The following is a 13,925-nucleotide window of genomic DNA, read 5'->3' on the forward strand; positions in this document are numbered from 1 at the left end:
TGGTTTCGCAACCGAGTCCTATCTGCGTGCGAAATCCATCTGGCGCGGCGTGCCCGCACGTCGGCGCAACCGGAGGCACCAGGACGACGACTCGCCGGGTGGGCGACCCTTCGGTGGGGGGCGCGATCCGCGTGCGCTCGGCGAGGTGCTCACGGTCATGGCGAGTGACATGGGCTGGAGCATCGAGCTCGAGCAGGCTCGCCTGGTCGCGGAGTGGCCGGAGTTCGCGGGGGAGGCCACGGCCGAGCACACCACCGTGCTCGGTATCAGTAATGGCGTGCTGCAGGTGCAGTGCGACTCCACCACCTGGGCCACGGAACTGCGGCGTCTGCGAGCCGAGATGCTGACGCGTCTGCTGCGAGACTATCCCGATGCCGAGGTGCGGGATCTGCGGTTCCTCGCGCCGGGGGCACCCAGCTGGCGGCACGGCCCCCGAACGGTCAAGGGGCGCGGTCCACGGGACACCTATGGGTGACGAAGAACCCCGGATCGGAGCCGTGCGTGTGTTCGCCGCATCGATGTGAGAACCCGGCGTGCCGCGCCTCGGTGGCGACGAGTGCCGCCCGCGCGGTCGATGCGTTTCAACCCGGGACGGTGCGGTCTCGATGGCTCGCCGGCCTGAGCGGCCCTCTGGGACAGACCGCGCCTCGATATTTCTCGCACCACCGGCAGCTTCTCCGATAAACTTCTGTGAGGCGAGGGCGCGGAGTTCATGCCGGTTGGCTGGATGCGCGTTCGATTGGGCGGCGGGGGTCAGCTGTCCGGCACATGCCGCTTCGCCGGTCGGCTCAGCGCGGCCATTTTTCGGGTGCTTCCGCGCGCCCCGAGCCTCCGTTGACGGCTGTGTGATTCGACCAGGGGCGATCCACGTCGAGAAATAGCCTTCTGAGGCCCGTCGCGGGCCTTTTCTCGGGCTGCGCTTGATAAGCTGGTGTGCGGAAGTGTCCTGGGCGCAAAAACGCGCCGAGAGGGCCGGAAAAGGATCATTGAAGGCATGAGTTCAGAACAGGCCGCGGCTGCGGAAGACTACGGCGCCGGTGCAATCCAGGTGCTCGAGGGCCTCGAGGCAGTACGCAAGCGTCCTGGTATGTACATCGGCTCCACGGGCCCACGGGGTCTGCACCACCTCGTCTACGAGATCGTCGACAACTCTGTCGACGAGGCGCTGGCCGGGTTCTGCGACACCATCGACGTGACGATCCTCGAAGACGGGGGAGTGCGCGTCGTCGACAACGGCCGAGGCATCCCCGTCGATCCCCACTCGTCGGATCCGTCGAAGTCGACCGTCGAGGTGGTGCTCACCGTGCTGCACGCCGGAGGCAAGTTCGGCGGCGGCGGCTACGCCGTCTCCGGCGGCCTGCATGGTGTCGGTTCCTCGGTGGTGAACGCTCTCTCGAGCCGCTTCGCAGTCGAGGTCAAGCGTCAAGGTTTCACGTGGAACATGTCGTTCAGCGGCAGCGTGCCCGATGCCCCGCTCGCGCAGGGCGAGCCGAGCGACGAGACCGGCACCACCATCACCTTCTGGCCGAGCGCCGAGATCTTCGAGACCGTCGAGTTCGATTATCAGACGCTGCGCACCCGGTTCCAGCAGATGGCGTTCCTCAACAAGGGCCTCAAGATCATCCTCACCGATCTGCGTCCGCAGGAGCCCGAGGAGAACGCGGAGGGCGAACTCGTCGCGCCGCCGGCGCCCCATGACGAGTTCCTCTACGAGAGGGGCATCGAGGACTACGTTCAGCACCTCAACGCGACCAAGCGCGCCGATGTGGTGAACGAGCAGATCATCTCCTTCGAGTCGGAGGACACCGAGCGCAAGATCGCGGTCGAGGTCGCGATGCAGTGGACCACGGCATACACCGAGAGTGTGCACACCTACGCGAACACGATCAACACGCACGAGGGCGGTACGCACGAGGAGGGCTTCCGCGCAGCGTTGACCACGCTCGTCAACCGCTACGCCCGCGAGAAGAACATCCTGCGCGAGAAGGACGACAACCTCTCCGGTGACGACGTGCGCGAGGGCCTCACCGCGGTCATCTCGGTGAAGCTCGGCGAACCTCAGTTCGAGGGTCAGACGAAGACCAAGCTCGGCAACACCGAGGCCAAGGCCTTCGTGCAGAAGGTCGTGGGCGATCAGCTCGGCGACTGGTTCGAGCGCAATCCCGGGCCGGCGAAGGACATCATTCGCAAGTCGATCCAGGCGGCCACCGCGCGACTCGCGGCGCGCAAGGCGCGCGAGACCGCGCGCCGCAAGGGTCTGCTCGAGTCCGGCGGCATGCCGGGCAAGCTCTCCGACTGCACCAGCAAGGATCCGAGCGTCTCCGAGATCTTCATCGTGGAGGGCGATTCGGCGGGCGGCTCGGCGAAGACCGGGCGCAATCCCCATACCCAGGCCATCCTGCCGCTTCGCGGCAAGATCCTGAACGTTGAGAAGGCTCGCCTCGACCGCGCCCTCAACAACGCCGAGGTGCAGGCCATGATCACCGCCTTCGGCGCCGGCATCGGCGAGGAGTTCGACCCGGAGAAGGCGCGGTACCACAAGATCGTGCTCATGGCCGACGCCGACGTCGACGGCCAGCACATCACCACGCTGCTGCTCACGCTGCTCTTCCGCTACATGCGGCCCCTGATCGACCTCGGTTACGTGTATCTCGCCCAGCCGCCGCTCTACCGCATCAAGTGGGCGAACGCCGAGCACGAGTACGTGTACAGCGATGCCGAGCGCGATGCCCGGCTCACTGCGGGATCCGAGAACGGCCGCCGTCTCGTGAAGGAGAGCGGTGTGCAGCGCTACAAGGGTCTCGGCGAGATGAACCACGAAGAGCTGTGGGAGACCACCATGAACCCCGAGACCCGCACGCTGCTGCAGGTCACGATGGAGGACGCCGCGGCGGCCGACGAGATCTTCGCCACGCTCATGGGCGAGGATGTCGAGGCGCGCCGCGGCTTCATCCAGCAGAACGCGAAGGACGTGCGCTTCCTTGACATCTGAGAACAACATCCCCGAGACCGAGACCGAGGCCGACGAGCCGGTCGAGCAGCAGCCGGCCATGCACGGCCGCATCGATCAGGTCGATCTGCAGCTCGAGATGCAGCGCTCGTACCTCGACTACGCGATGAGCGTGATCGTGGGTCGCGCGCTTCCCGATGTGCGCGACGGCCTGAAGCCGGTGCACCGCCGAGTCATCTACACGATGTACGACGGCGGCTATCGTCCCGACAAGGCGTTCTCGAAGTGCACCCGTGTCATCGGCGACGTGATGGGTCAGTTCCATCCGCACGGCGACAGCGCGGTCTACGACTCGCTCGTGCGCCTCGTGCAGCCGTGGTCCCTGCGCTACCCGCTGGCGCTCGGCCAGGGCAACTTCGGCTCGCCCGGCAATGACGGCGCCGCCGCGCACCGATACACCGAGACGAAGATGTCGCCGCTCGCCATGGAGATGGTGCGCGACATCGACGAAGACACCGTCGATTTCCAGGACAACTACGACGGCCGCACGCAGGAGCCGACCGTGCTCACGAGCCGGTTCCCGAACCTGCTCGTCAACGGCTCCGTCGGCATCGCGGTCGGCATGGCCACGAACATCCCGCCGCACAATCTGCGCGAGGTCTCCGAGGCCGCCATCTGGCACCTCGAGCACCCCGAGGCCAGCCGGGACGAACTGCTCGAGGCGCTCATGGAGCGCGTGCACGGCCCCGACTTCCCGACGGGCGCCCAGATTCTCGGCTCCAAGGGCATCCGCGAGGCGTACCGCACGGGCCGCGGCTCGATCACCATGCGCGCCGTGGTCAACATCGAGGAGATCCAGGGCCGCACCTGCCTCGTCGTCACCGAGCTGCCCTATCAGGTCAACCCCGACAACCTCGCGGTGAAGATCGCCGACCTGGTCAAGGACAACAAGGTGCAGGGCATCGCGGACATCCGCGACGAGACCAGCGGCCGCACCGGCCAGCGCCTCGTGATCGTGCTCAAGCGCGATGCGATCGCGAAGGTCGTGCTCAACAACCTGTACAAGCACACGCAGTTGCAGGAGAACTTCGGCGCGAACATGCTCGCGATCGTCGACGGCGTGCCCCGCACGCTCGCACTCGACGGCTTCATCACCACCTGGGCCAGGCACCAGGTCGAGGTGATCGTGCGCCGCACCGAGTTCCGCCTGCGCAAGGCGGAGGCCGAGGCACACATCCAGCGCGGCTACCTCAAGGCGCTCGACGCGCTCGACGAAGTCATCGCACTGATCCGGCGCTCGCCCACCGTGGAGGAGGCGCGTGAGGGCCTCATGGGACTGCTCGGCGTCGATCAGATCCAGGCGGATGCGATCCTCGGCCTGCAGCTGCGCCGCCTCGCGGCGCTCGAGCGTCAGAAGATCCTCGACCTGGCCGCCAAGCTCGAGGCTCAGATCGCCGAGTACCAGGCCATCCTGGCCTCCCCGAGCGAGCAGCGCGGCATCGTCGTCTCCGAGCTCACGGAGCTCGTCAACAAGTACGGCGACGAGCGGCGCACCACGATCCTGCACGGCTTCGACGGCGACATGTCGATGGAGGACCTGATCCCCGAAGAAGAGATGGTCGTGACCGTCACGCGCGGCGGCTACGTGAAGCGCACGCGCATCGACAACTACCGATCGCAGCATCGCGGCGGCAAGGGCGTGAAGGGCGCGCAGCTGCGCGCCGATGACATCATCGAGCACTTCTTCGTGACGACGACGCATCACTGGCTGCTGTTCTTCACGAACACCGGCCGCGTCTACCGGGCGAAGACCTACGAGGTGCCCGAGGGCGGCCGCGACTCCAAGGGACAGCACCTCGCGAACCTGCTGGCGCTCGCTCCCGACGAGACCGTCACGCAGATCCTCGACGTGCGCGACTTCGAGGCCGCCGGCTACCTCGTGCTCGCCACCCGCGACGGCCTCGTGAAGAAGACCGCGCTCCCCGAGTACGACACCAACCGCACGGGCGGCATCATCGCCATCAAGCTGCGCGAGGGCGACGAGCTCGTCTCGGCGCTCATCGCCGAGTCGAGCGACGACGTGCTGCTCGTGTCGAAGCACGGTATGTCGGTGCGATTCACCGCCTCTGATCAGGCACTTCGACCGATGGGACGTTCGACGAGCGGCGTGCGGGGCATGAACTTCCGAGACGGCGACTCGCTGCTGTCGGCCTCCCGTATCAACGGCGTCGAGGGCTACGTGTTCGTCGTCACCGAGGGCGGGTACGCGAAGCGCACCGCGGTCGACGAGTACCGCGTGCAGAACCGTGGCGGCTACGGCATCAAGGTGGCGAAGCTCGACGAGAACCGCGGCGACCTGGTCGGCGCGCTCATCGTGGAGGAGACGGACGAGGTGCTCGCGGTGCTCGCCAGCGGTAAGGTCGTGCGGTCGGCGGTGGCCGAGGTGCCGGCGAAGGGCCGCAACACCATGGGGGTCGTCTTTGCAAGATTCCCAGAGCGGGACCGTATCATTGGCATCGCGCGAAACACGGAGCGCGGGCTCGACGACGAAGAGTCCGAGTCCCTGGGCACCGAGAACGCTGAGAACAAGGAAGACGTGAATGAGTAACACTGTCGCCGACAAGCTGGCAAAGAAGACCCGCAAGAAGGCCCCGGCGAAGCAGGTGCGCCTGAAGCTCGTCTACATCGACTTCTGGTCGGCGGTGAAGTTCTCGTTCCTCATCTCGCTGTGCGTGGGAATCGTGAGCGTGGTCTCCGCCATCCTCATCTACACGGTGCTCATGCAGACCGGCGTCTTCTCGCAGGTCGACGCCCTGTTCATGGACATCGTCGGCGAGGACAACAGCCTGATGAAGTTCATCGGCTTCTCGCAGGTGCTCGGCTTCTCGGTGGTGGTGGGCATCCTCAACACCATCGTGGGCACGGCTCTCGGGGCCATCGGATCGCTCATCTACAACCTGCTCGTGCGGGTGCTGGGCGGCTTCCAGCTGGGCTTCACCAGCAACTAGACGGCGCGATCATCTCGCGCGACCACGGCAACTCGCCCGATGTTCGATCTCGATTTCTGATTTCGGCCGGCATCGGATAAAGTTATTGCTTGGTCAAGGGGCTATAGCTCAGGCGGTTAGAGCGCTTCACTGATAATGAAGAGGTCCCAGGTTCAAGTCCTGGTAGCCCCACCGAATAACTCCCGAGAGAGTTGTTCAGCGGGTCCTTAGCTCAGTTGGTAGAGCGCCTGCTTTGCAAGCAGGATGTCGGGAGTTCGATTCTCCCAGGATCCACCACTGATCCAGAAGATCCCCGCCCGGTTCATCGGACGGGGATCTTCTGCGCGAGGGGGCCGTTCCGCCGGGCTCCCTTCGGGTCCATACTGAAGCCATGGCGATCCAGGTTCGACCGGCGACGGTCTTCGAAGACGTGGCCGCGCTCGTGGGCCCGAAGAAGCCCACGTCGAACGTGTGCTTCTGCCTGAGTTACCGGGTGGGCAACAAGGAGAACAACGCCCTGCGCGGGCACGAGCGGGCCGATCGAGTGCGGGAACTGTGCGCTCAGGATCCGCCGCCCGGCGTGATCGCCTACCTCGACGGCGAGCCGGTCGGGTGGGCCGCAGTGCACCCCCGCGCCGACACCAGCTTCGCCGGCAACCGACTGATCCCGTACGTCGACGACCTCGACGTCTGGTCGCTGTGGTGCTTCCGCGTGCGCCCCGGCCACCGCAAGCAGGGCCTCATGCACGCGCTCATCGCGGGCGCCGTCGACCACGCCCGCACGAGCGGCGCTCCCGCGATCGAGGGCTACCCCGTCGACAATGCGGGCGATCGGGTGAACCTCACCATGGCGTACGTCGGCACGCGCCGTCTTTTCGAGAGCGCCGGCTTCGAGAAGGCGGCCGACACGGGGTCGGTGCTCGACGGGTTCCCTCGCGTACTCATGAGGAAGTCGCTGGCCTAGTACTCCGATGGCGGATGCCGGCACGCCCCCGTGCGGCGACGCGGGGAAACCGCAGGGAGGCGGATGCGTGCGGCGAGGCCGCGGAGTAGGGTGACGGGCATGGCCTCCCGTCTTTCAGAACTGATCATCGACTGCCGGGATCCGCAGCTTCTCGCGGACTTCTGGTGCGAAGTGCTGGGCTACACGGTGCTCGACCTCGACGAGGGCGCGATCGAGATCGGCCCCGAGGCCGGCTTCGGCGGCGTGCAGCCCACCCTGATCTTCAGCCCGACCGATGAGCCGAAGACGGGCAAGCTGCGCATGCACTTCGATCTCAACCCGACGGATCGGGATCAGCAAGCCGAGCTCGAGCGGCTGCTCGCGCTGGGCGCGCGGTTCGCCGACGTCGGGCAGACGGGGGAGGAGCAGTGGCACGTGCTGCTCGACCCCGAGGGCAACGAGTTCTGCCTGCTGCGCCGTCGTCTCGACTGAGCCGCCGCCGCGCCTGCGAACGACCCCCCGAGCCGTCGAGCCGCGGCTCAACCCTCCCCGAAGCGAAGCGAATCCCGGTCGCTACTCCCGCAGCCGGTGCTCCGCGAAGGCGACCGCGAGCGGCAGCCCGGCCCTCCGGCCCTGATCGGCGAGCAGTCCCGTGACGAGATCCTCGGGCGACGGGTGCCACGGCAGGTCGGCGAGATAGGCCTCGTGCGCGCTGAGCGAGGCGATCGCGCGGCGCGCCGCGTCCTCGTCGACGGGCACGGCGTGCGTCGGCCGTGCACCGGTGAGCAGCAGGCGCTGCACGCTCCAGGGCGCCAGATCCTCCTCGTGCAGCAGCTCGGGGAAGACCCACCGGTTGTCGGCGTCGCGCGCTGCGTCGATCGCGGCGAGGCCCGCTGCGCGGTGATCCGCATGGTCGAAGCCCCAGGCCACCTCGAGCTGTCCCGATCCGCAGACCACCGCGTCGGGCCGGAACGCCCGGATCTCGCGCGCGATCGCTCGGCGCAGCTCGAGCCCGTATTCGAGCACGCCATCGGGGAAGTCGAGGATCGTGAGCCGTTCGACCCCCACCGTCTCGCACGCCGCGCGCTGCTCGCGGGCGCGCAACGGGCCGGCCTCCTCGGGAGGGCGCTGCATGCCGGCCTCGCCCGCGGTGAGCAGTAGATAGCCCACCTCGATGCCCCGCGACACCCACGATGCCACCGCCGCGGACGTGCCGTACTCGGCGTCGTCGGGATGCGCGACCACGACGAGCACGCGGCCGATGCCGGTCTCGTCGAGGGGCGGGAGGGGCGGCTCGGCCGCCGGGCTCTGCGGTGCGTCCTGGGTGTCCATGACCTCAGCCTAGGCATGGATCCCGCGCGCGGAACAGGGGTAGGGAAAACCGGAAGCCTTCTCTCCGGGTCCCTCGGTGTCGCTGTGAGCGAGCCACGGCCTAGCGTAGAGGCATGACATCACAGACACAGCCGCTGCCGCAGGGGCAGCCGGGCGCCGGGCAGCCCCCCGTGCCGCCCGCCGCCGATCAGCAGGCCACGCAGAGGCTGCCGCATCCGCCCGCGGGCGCGAGCGCCGCGGAACCCGGCAGGCCGGCGCCCGGAGCCCCGGTGCCGCCGCCCGCCGCGCCGAACGCGCCGGGATCCGCCGCCGCTCCCACCCCCAAGACCAGGCGCCCACCGCTGCGCATCGCCATGACGATCCTGCACCTCGCGGCCGTCGGCGTGGTCGGCTTCACCGTGATCGGCCTGCTGTTCGGCGCGCTCGGCACCGGCCTCGGGCTGCTGCTGGTGCTCGGCATCGGCGCGGTCGTGCTGGTGGGTCTCGTCTACGCGCTGTTCGGGATCGCCTGGTTCGAGACGCATCGCGTGAGCGGCCTGTACCACCTCGAGACCCCCGCGCTGCGCTGGACGCCACAGTCCGGCCCCGGCTTCAAGGCGTGGCTGCGCGCGCTCGGCCGCCAGTCGATCGACGGCCGCATGTGGCGCGCACTCGCCAACTTCGGCATCGCGAGCCTCATGGGCGTCGCGGTGCTCGGCCTGGCCCAGGGGCTCGTGCACTCGGTGATCTCGGCCTTCCGCACCTTCTCGGTGTGGTGGCAGCCGGGGCTGCTGAGCGCGCTGCTGTGCGCCGTCGGCATCGTCGGTCTCGCCCTGCTGCACCGTCTCATCTCGGTCGCCATCGTGGGCGCCGACGTGAAGGAGGAGCAGCTCAACGCGCAGGTGCGCACCAGCACCGCTCAGCGCGAGAGCGCGGTACGAGCGGCCGATGTGGAGCGCACGCGCATCGAGCGGGATCTCCACGACGGCGTGCAGCCGCGTCTCGTGTCGGTGGGGATGACCCTGGGACTCGCCCAGGAGAAGATCGACAGCGACCCCGAGGCCGCGAAGGCGCTCGTCGCCGAGGCCCACACCTCCACGAAGGCGGCGATCACCGAGCTGCGCCAGCTGGCGCGCGGCATCTACGCCTCGGTGCTCGACGACCGCGGGCTCGACGCGGCCCTCTCGGCACTCGCCGCACGATCCCACGTTCCCGTGCAGCTCGACGTGCGCCTGCCCTCGCGCTGCAGCCGCAACGCCGAAGCCGCCGTCTACTTCGCGATCGCCGAGTCGCTCACCAACGCCGCGAAGCACTCGCGGGCCAGCGAGTGCCGCGTCGTGGTGCGGGTGCGCGACGGCAACACGCTCTGGGCCCGCGTCGAGGACAACGGCGTCGGCGGAGCGAGCGTGCTGCCCGGCGGCGGCATCGACGGCGTGATGAACCGGGTGCTCGCCGCCGGCGGCACCACCCGACTCGACAGCCCGCAGGGCGGGCCGACCACCCTGGAGGTGAGTGTGCCATGCGCATCCTGATCTGCGAAGACTCCGTGCTGCTGCGCGAGGGCCTCGTGCGGCTGCTGGAGCACGGCGGTCACGAGGTGGTCGCCGCGCTGCCTGACGCCGGCGAGCTGATGGGGCGGGTGGGGGAGACCGATCCGGATCTCTGCATCCTCGACGTGCGACTGCCTCCGACATTCACCGACGAGGGCATCCGAGCCGCGCTCGAGCTGCGCCGCGCCCGCCCCGGGCTCGCGGTGCTGGTGCTCTCGCAGTATGTCGAGGAGCGGTACGCGAGCGATCTGATCGCCGGCCAGGGCGGCGCCTTCGGATACCTGCTCAAGGACCGCGTCGCCGACGTGGGGGAGTTCATCGATTCGGTGGAGCGGATCGGCCAGGGCGCGACGGTGCTCGACCCCGAGGTGGTGGCGCAACTGCTCACCCGCCGCAGCCGGGACGACCGCATGCGCTCCCTCACCGACCGCGAGCGCACCGTGCTCGCGGCGCTCGCCGAGGGTCGCTCCAACCAGGCCATCGCGGGGCTTCTCTTCCTCTCGGAGGCGAGCGTCGAGAAGCACATCACCGCGATCTTCCAGAAGCTCGGCCTCGACGCCGAGGAGGGGGGCAACCGACGCGTGCTCGCCGCCATCGCGCACATCGAGAGCACCGCGGGGCCCGGCACCGGTTCCGCCCCGGGCCACCCGAACACGACCACCCACACACAGACGGGATCATTCTCATGACCAGCAACAACGGGCCCTCCGCGCCCCGCTCGTCCGCCGCCACCACGATCACGATCGTCGCGGCCGTCGTGGGCGGAGTCGTGCTCTTCGGCGCTGCCGTGTCGAGCACCCTGAACGTGCTCGGCGCGTTCGCACCGCGGGCGGGTCTCCCGTTCGCCGATCAGCTCGACCTGCCCCGCGAGATCATGGACGACATCGCCGACGATCTGCCCGGCTACGACTCCGGGGGCGTCGCCGCCGGCGGATCCTCGGAGCGCCGCGGCGACGGGACGGGCGGCTCGGGCGCCGCGGAAGAGCTGCGCGCACCCGTCACGGGCATCACGGGCCTCGAGATCGAGGCCTCCGCGTCGTCGTTCACGCTCGAGTTCGGCGATGTCGACGAGGCCGTGCTGGTGGTGGAGCGCGACACCGACCGCACCGGCAAGTGGACGATGCGCCAGGATGACGACGAGCTGGTGGTGGAGCGCGCCCAGGGCTCCCGCACCGGCGGCTGCCTGTTCGGCTGCGCCGAGCGCGGCGGCCGCGAGATCGTCACCCTGACGCTGCCGACGAGCCTCGGCGAGGGCGGCCGGCTGAGCGGCGACCTGCGGGTTGCGGCGGGCGAGCTGCTGGCCGTCGGCGAGTTCGCCGATCTCGACCTCGAGGTCAGCGCCGGCAATCTGGTCTTCACGGGCGCGGCGACCGAACTCGATCTCGGAGTGCAGGCGGGCCGCGCCGAGGTGGAGGCGGCCGATGTGCGCGACGCCCAGATCGAGGTCGAGGCGGGCGAGGCCGTGGTCAGGCTGACCGGCAGCGCCCCGGCGCTCGTCGACCTCCAGGCGGACGCCGGCAGCGCGGACGTGCGGCTTCCCGAGGGGGAGTACCGGCTCGACGTGCGCGGCGAGCTCGGCAAGATCGACAACCGGCTCTCCGCGAGCGAGCAGTCGAAGAACGTGGTGAAGGTGCGGTCGTCGCTCGCCGAGGTGGTCCTGCGCTGAGCCGCGGCCTCTGAGCCCGCCGTCCCCGAGCCCGCCGCCCCCGAGCATGTCGAAGGGACGGCGGGCTCCTGGCGTCTCCGCCCCCGCAGCCGCCGGGCGCGCGCGCCTGATCGCCCGCGGGCGACGCGCGGGGCGAGAGGGTCGGCGTGCCGCGCTCGGACCACTCGTAGAATGACGGCATGGCGCAGTGGCGGGAGGACGTGCTCGGTGCGGGGTTCGAGTGCACCGATCTCGAACTCGGCACCGATGACGAGGGGCCGATCGTCGCGACGCTCGTGAGGTCGGCCCCGGCTCACCGGCCGTGGTTCGAGCGGATGTTTCACGGGAAACGTCTGCTCGACGGGGTGGACGTGCTCTACGTGCACGGCTGGTCGGACTACTTCTTCCAGCGGGATCTCGCGGCCTTCTGGACGACCCGCGGCGCTCGCTTCTTCGCGCTGGATCTGCGCAAGTACGGCCGCAGCCTGCGCGAGGGGCAGACGCCCGGTTACATCGAGAACCTCGACGACTACCACTTAGAGGTCGACGCCGCCCTCGAAGTGATGGGGGAGGGCGAACCCGAGCCGAGGCCCCTGATACTGTTCGGGCACTCGACCGGCGGCCTCGTGCTCAGCCTCTGGGCGGCTGAGCATCCGGGCAGGGCGCACGCGCTCGTGCTGAACAGCCCGTGGCTGGAGTTCCAACTCGCGAGTGCCGGCCGCCAGGTGCTCATGCCGCTGCTCAACCTGGGGGCGCGCACCAACCCGCGCGAGGTCGCCCCGCAACTCGACTACGGCTTCTACACGCGCGCCCAGCGCGAGGTCGGGCCGCTGGACGAGCTGGAGCTCGTCAACGCGGCCTGGCGCCCCGAGCGGACCCACGCCGTGCGGGGCGGCTGGCTGCGGGCGATCCTCGAGGGGCACGCCCGGGTGAGTCGCGGTCTCGACATCGCGGAGCCGGTGGAGGTGCTGCTCTCGGCGCGCACCGCGATGCCGCTCAAGTGGACCGAGGAGCTCACGCGAGCCGACTCGGTGCTCGACGTCGACGAGGTCGCGAAGGCCGCGTTGAAACTCGGGTCGACGGTGACCGTGGATCGTATCGACGGCGCCCTGCACGACGTCTTCCTGTCGAGCGGGCCGGTGCGGGCCGTGGCCTACGAGCGCTTGGAGCGCTGGCTGCGAGGGTGGAGCGCCTCCCGCCCCTCTGCACCCGTGCAGACGCCGTAGCATTCCGGCCTTCGGCGCGCGCCGGCCCGCCGTCCCCTGAGCCTGTCGCGGGGGAGCTCGCAGCGCGACAGGCTAGGCTCGGAGCATGGATCTTCGAGTGGCCGCCTACGCAGTGGTGGAACGCCGCGGCAAGATCCTGCTGACGCACTGGCGACGCGGTCACCTGCACGGCTGGACCCTGCCCGGGGGCGGGCTCGAGAGCGGAGAGGATCCCCGCGACGCGGTGGTGCGCGAGGTGCTCGAGGAGACCGGGCTCGAGGCCCGCGTCGGCAAGCTGCTCGGCGTCGACTCCCGGGTGATGGTGCGCGAGGAGGTGCCCGAGGGCTCCGACCCCGAACTCCACACGATCCGCATCGTGTACCGCGCCTCCGTGAAGGACGGCCCCCTGCAGCACGAGGTCGACGGCTCCTCCGACGAGGCGCGCTGGGTGGCGATCCGCGAGATCCGGTCGTTGCGCACGCTGTCGCTCGTGCAGACGGGCATGCGCATGGCCGGCATCACCGCGCGCCGCGCCCCCGCGAAGTCGGGCGGCAAGCAGGGCGGCCGCCAGGCGGGCAAGCCCCGCAAGCAGCAGCCGCGCGGCTGAGGGGCGACTCCTCCTCGCCGAGACGGCTGAAGAAACGAAAAAGCGGTGCCGGATCACGTGGATCCAGCACCGCCCCTGCGGTTCGGCGCGGCCGATCAGTTCTCGGGTGCGACCCAGAGATCCTCGTCGGTGCGGAACGCCTGCCACAGCGCATAGCCGACACCCGCGGCCGCCGCGAGCCCGAGGCCCAGGGCGATGACGCCGCCGACGCGGCGCTTGGGCTTGAGGTAGCCGGTGCGCTCGCCGAAGCCGCGCACCTGCTTCGCGGCGTCGTGGTTCTCGATCTCGTCGAGGGTGTTGATCGTGCGCGTGAGGGCCGCCGCGACGAACGGGGCGGTGAAGCGTCGTACGTTGTCGGCCGAGCGGCGGGCCCGGGTGACGCCGCGCTCGATGGCCGGGCGCGCGGTGTCGACGGCGCGGTCGATGCGGGGCTGCAGGTGCTCGTCGCTCAGACGGCGGGCCTGATGGCCGGCCGAGTGCAGCACCTCACCGGCGTGCCCCAGTACGACGCGCTGCTGGTCGAGCAGCTGCTGGGCGTCCTTGCGCAGACGGCGGAGTTCGCGGCGGCGCTTGCGTGAGAGTTTCATACCTGTCCTCCTAGCTCGGCGAGGCAATGCTCAGAGCGACATCGCTCGTACCTCAACGCTACACCGAACGACGACCGTCGCGCGGCCCCGGGCAGCACGGTTGCAAGGGATTCCCAGTTGACGGTAGGCTGTGCCGCCCG

13 protein-coding genes and 2 tRNA genes are annotated in these 13,925 nt (G+C 69.4%); 13 read left to right on the top strand and 2 right to left on the bottom strand.

The window, feature by feature from the left end:
* Positions 1 to 145 precede the first annotated feature (145 nt).
* From H490_RS32700 to H490_RS24485, 8 genes are all read left to right on the top strand, one after another.
* Positions 146 to 475 (top strand): DUF721 domain-containing protein, encoded by a 330-nt coding sequence (locus H490_RS32700; protein WP_228407393.1) that lies wholly within the window; start codon positions 146 to 148, stop codon positions 473 to 475.
* Positions 476 to 994: 519 nt separating this feature from the next.
* Positions 995 to 2,992 (top strand): DNA topoisomerase (ATP-hydrolyzing) subunit B, encoded by a 1,998-nt coding sequence (gene gyrB, locus H490_RS24455; protein WP_031290040.1) that lies wholly within the window; start codon positions 995 to 997, stop codon positions 2,990 to 2,992.
* Positions 2,993 to 3,050: 58 nt separating this feature from the next.
* The gene (gene gyrA / locus H490_RS24460; protein WP_193743407.1) at positions 3,051 to 5,558 is read left to right on the top strand and encodes a DNA gyrase subunit A; all 2,508 of its coding nucleotides are present in this window, start codon (positions 3,051 to 3,053) and stop codon (positions 5,556 to 5,558) included.
* The gene (locus H490_RS24465) at positions 5,551 to 5,958 is read left to right on the top strand and encodes a DUF3566 domain-containing protein (RefSeq protein WP_017884107.1); all 408 of its coding nucleotides are present in this window, start codon (positions 5,551 to 5,553) and stop codon (positions 5,956 to 5,958) included. Before gyrA ends, H490_RS24465 begins: the two co-directional genes overlap by 8 nt.
* Before the next feature lie 97 nt (positions 5,959 to 6,055).
* Positions 6,056 to 6,129, top strand: a tRNA-Ile gene (locus tag H490_RS24470).
* A 29-nt stretch (positions 6,130 to 6,158) separates the two neighbouring features.
* A tRNA-Ala gene (locus H490_RS24475) sits at positions 6,159 to 6,234 on the top strand.
* A gap of 94 nt (positions 6,235 to 6,328) precedes the next feature.
* The gene (locus H490_RS24480; protein ID WP_017884108.1) at positions 6,329 to 6,901 is read left to right on the top strand and encodes a GNAT family N-acetyltransferase; all 573 of its coding nucleotides are present in this window, start codon (positions 6,329 to 6,331) and stop codon (positions 6,899 to 6,901) included.
* 99 nt (positions 6,902 to 7,000) lie between these two features.
* Positions 7,001 to 7,372 (top strand): VOC family protein, encoded by a 372-nt coding sequence (locus tag H490_RS24485; RefSeq protein ID WP_017884109.1) that lies wholly within the window; start codon positions 7,001 to 7,003, stop codon positions 7,370 to 7,372.
* A gap of 81 nt (positions 7,373 to 7,453) precedes the next feature.
* Here H490_RS24485 and H490_RS24490 read toward each other — a convergent pair whose 3' ends face one another.
* On the bottom strand, positions 7,454 to 8,212 hold the full coding sequence (locus H490_RS24490) for a PIG-L deacetylase family protein (protein ID WP_017884110.1): 759 nt from the start codon (positions 8,210 to 8,212) through the stop codon (positions 7,454 to 7,456).
* 113 nt (positions 8,213 to 8,325) lie between these two features.
* Between H490_RS24490 and H490_RS24495 the strand changes: the two genes are divergently transcribed.
* The 5 genes from H490_RS24495 to H490_RS24510 all read left to right on the top strand — a co-directional run bounded on the left by H490_RS24495 (position 8,326) and on the right by H490_RS24510 (position 13,198).
* Complete coding sequence (locus tag H490_RS24495; protein ID WP_017884111.1) at positions 8,326 to 9,723, top strand: sensor histidine kinase; 1,398 nt, start codon at positions 8,326 to 8,328, stop codon at positions 9,721 to 9,723.
* Positions 9,711 to 10,430 (top strand): response regulator transcription factor, encoded by a 720-nt coding sequence (locus H490_RS24500; RefSeq protein WP_017884112.1) that lies wholly within the window; start codon positions 9,711 to 9,713, stop codon positions 10,428 to 10,430. The genes H490_RS24495 and H490_RS24500 overlap by 13 nt, the downstream gene beginning before the upstream one ends.
* Positions 10,427 to 11,407, top strand: a complete 981-nt coding sequence (locus H490_RS31120) for a hypothetical protein (protein WP_017884113.1) — start codon at positions 10,427 to 10,429, stop codon at positions 11,405 to 11,407. Before H490_RS24500 ends, H490_RS31120 begins: the two co-directional genes overlap by 4 nt.
* Before the next feature lie 179 nt (positions 11,408 to 11,586).
* The gene (locus H490_RS24505; protein WP_017884114.1) at positions 11,587 to 12,612 is read left to right on the top strand and encodes an alpha/beta hydrolase; all 1,026 of its coding nucleotides are present in this window, start codon (positions 11,587 to 11,589) and stop codon (positions 12,610 to 12,612) included.
* 85 nt (positions 12,613 to 12,697) lie between these two features.
* Positions 12,698 to 13,198 carry an NUDIX hydrolase gene (locus H490_RS24510; RefSeq protein ID WP_031290042.1) on the top strand — a complete coding sequence of 167 codons (501 nt, stop codon included), beginning with the start codon at positions 12,698 to 12,700 and terminating at the stop codon, positions 13,196 to 13,198.
* 95 nt (positions 13,199 to 13,293) lie between these two features.
* On the opposite strand, the gene H490_RS24515 is transcribed toward H490_RS24510, so the two are convergent.
* A complete protein-coding gene (locus tag H490_RS24515; RefSeq protein WP_017884116.1) occupies positions 13,294 to 13,785 on the bottom strand; it encodes a hypothetical protein in 492 nt (163 codons plus the stop codon).
* Between the last annotated feature and the right edge of the window lie 140 nt (positions 13,786 to 13,925).

Origin of the sequence: Leucobacter sp. UCD-THU (assembly GCF_000349545.1) — a bacterium.
Taxonomy (GTDB): Bacteria; Actinomycetota; Actinomycetes; order Actinomycetales; family Microbacteriaceae; genus Leucobacter; species Leucobacter muris.

What these genes read in the sequence shown, in the direction of transcription:
- H490_RS24500 (WP_017884112.1), top strand. Translation starts at nt 9,711, where the DNA reads ATGCGCATCCTGATCTGCGAAGACTCCGTGCTGCTGCGCGAGGGCCTC.
- H490_RS24490 (WP_017884110.1), bottom strand. Translation starts at nt 8,212, where the DNA reads ATGGACACCCAGGACGCACCGCAGAGCCCGGCGGCCGAGCCGCCCCTC.
- H490_RS31120 (WP_017884113.1), top strand. Translation starts at nt 10,427, where the DNA reads ATGACCAGCAACAACGGGCCCTCCGCGCCCCGCTCGTCCGCCGCCACC.
- gyrB (WP_031290040.1), top strand. Translation starts at nt 995, where the DNA reads ATGAGTTCAGAACAGGCCGCGGCTGCGGAAGACTACGGCGCCGGTGCA.
- H490_RS24485 (WP_017884109.1), top strand. Translation starts at nt 7,001, where the DNA reads ATGGCCTCCCGTCTTTCAGAACTGATCATCGACTGCCGGGATCCGCAG.
- H490_RS24465 (WP_017884107.1), top strand. Translation starts at nt 5,551, where the DNA reads ATGAGTAACACTGTCGCCGACAAGCTGGCAAAGAAGACCCGCAAGAAG.
- H490_RS24515 (WP_017884116.1), bottom strand. Translation starts at nt 13,785, where the DNA reads ATGAAACTCTCACGCAAGCGCCGCCGCGAACTCCGCCGTCTGCGCAAG.
- gyrA (WP_193743407.1), top strand. Translation starts at nt 3,051, where the DNA reads ATGCACGGCCGCATCGATCAGGTCGATCTGCAGCTCGAGATGCAGCGC.
- H490_RS24480 (WP_017884108.1), top strand. Translation starts at nt 6,329, where the DNA reads ATGGCGATCCAGGTTCGACCGGCGACGGTCTTCGAAGACGTGGCCGCG.
- H490_RS24505 (WP_017884114.1), top strand. Translation starts at nt 11,587, where the DNA reads ATGGCGCAGTGGCGGGAGGACGTGCTCGGTGCGGGGTTCGAGTGCACC.
- H490_RS24510 (WP_031290042.1), top strand. Translation starts at nt 12,698, where the DNA reads ATGGATCTTCGAGTGGCCGCCTACGCAGTGGTGGAACGCCGCGGCAAG.
- H490_RS24495 (WP_017884111.1), top strand. Translation starts at nt 8,326, where the DNA reads ATGACATCACAGACACAGCCGCTGCCGCAGGGGCAGCCGGGCGCCGGG.